The organism is Vibrio sp. 11-4(1) (assembly GCF_013048625.1).
GTDB lineage: Bacteria > Pseudomonadota > Gammaproteobacteria > Enterobacterales > Vibrionaceae > Vibrio > Vibrio diabolicus.
Genome location: NZ_VHSY01000045.1, coordinates 1 through 1,173, shown reverse-complemented (window position 1 = coordinate 1,173; position 1,173 = coordinate 1). Strand labels below are relative to the sequence as shown.

The following is a 1,173-nucleotide window of genomic DNA, read 5'->3' as shown; positions in this document are numbered from 1 at the left end:
TGTAGGCGCAAAGTTGTAATGTCACTTTTTAGCAAAGTTAAAATGTCTCTTTATTTAGGTTCAGCAGCTAGCCTCATTCTTATGTGAACTTATTTAAGGGACATTGGGATGTTGGTAACTATGAGTGACAAAGACCTTTCACGTTACAAAGTGATCAATGATGTTTGTGAACATCGTTTACGCCGTGCGGATGCGGCAGAGATCCTCAACTTAAGTGAGCGCCAAGTTCAACGCCTAATGAACCGACTACGAGAGTCCGGTGCGGCCAGTTTGGTGCATGGTGCTCGTGGTAAGCCAAGTAATAATCGTATCTCCAGTGATTATCGTCAGACTATCTTAGCCATTGTACGAAAGCATTATGCGGATTTTGCTCCAACATTAGCACAAGAAAAATTGTTAGAGCTCCATAACTTGCCTGTTTCCAATGAGACCTTACGCCAGTGGATGATCGCTGATGGTCTCTGGGTGCCACACTCACAACGTCAGCCTCGTGTTTACCAACCCCGTTATCGTCGTGACTGTTTAGGTGAACTGGTTCAGATTGATGGCTCACACCACGATTGGTTTGAAGGGCGCAGCCCTAAGTGCTGTCTCTTGGTCTACATCGATGATGCGACGGGTCGTTTGATGAACCTACGCTTCAGTGATACTGAATCTGCCTTTGATTACATGGTGGCCACACGGGAATATCTGGATCAACATGGCAAGCCTGTCGCTTTTTACAGCGATAAGCACTCGATATTTCGAGTCAACCAAGAGCATCTTAAGAAAGTGGGATTAACCCAATTTGGTCGTATTCTCGATGAGCTTGGGATTGAACTGATTTGTGCGAACAGCTCTCAAGCCAAGGGACGTGTTGAGCGTGCAAATAAGACATTACAAGACCGATTAATCAAAGAGATGCGTCTACAAGGCATTAATACTATAGAAGAAGCCAACGCATGGCTGCCCTACTTTATCGAGGATTTTAACCGCCGCTTTGCGAAGCCCGCCAATTACCCTAAAGATCTTCATCGTCCTATTCGAGAAAGTCAAGCTGAGCTTGATGATATTTTGGCTTGGCAGACCACGCGTAAACTCTCGAAGTCATTGACATTCCAATATGATAAAGTGCTTTATCTGATTGAAGATACGGAGAAAAACAGCCGTCTTGTCAATGAAGTGGTCAAAATA

General features: G+C 44.6%; 1 protein-coding gene. It reads left to right on the top strand.

Annotated elements, in window-relative coordinates; translation table 11 throughout:
• Positions 1-120 precede the first annotated feature (120 nt).
• Positions 121-1,173 (top strand): ISNCY family transposase (locus tag FKN16_RS24240; RefSeq protein WP_249370584.1); only part of this gene is annotated, 1,053 nt, incomplete at its 3' end.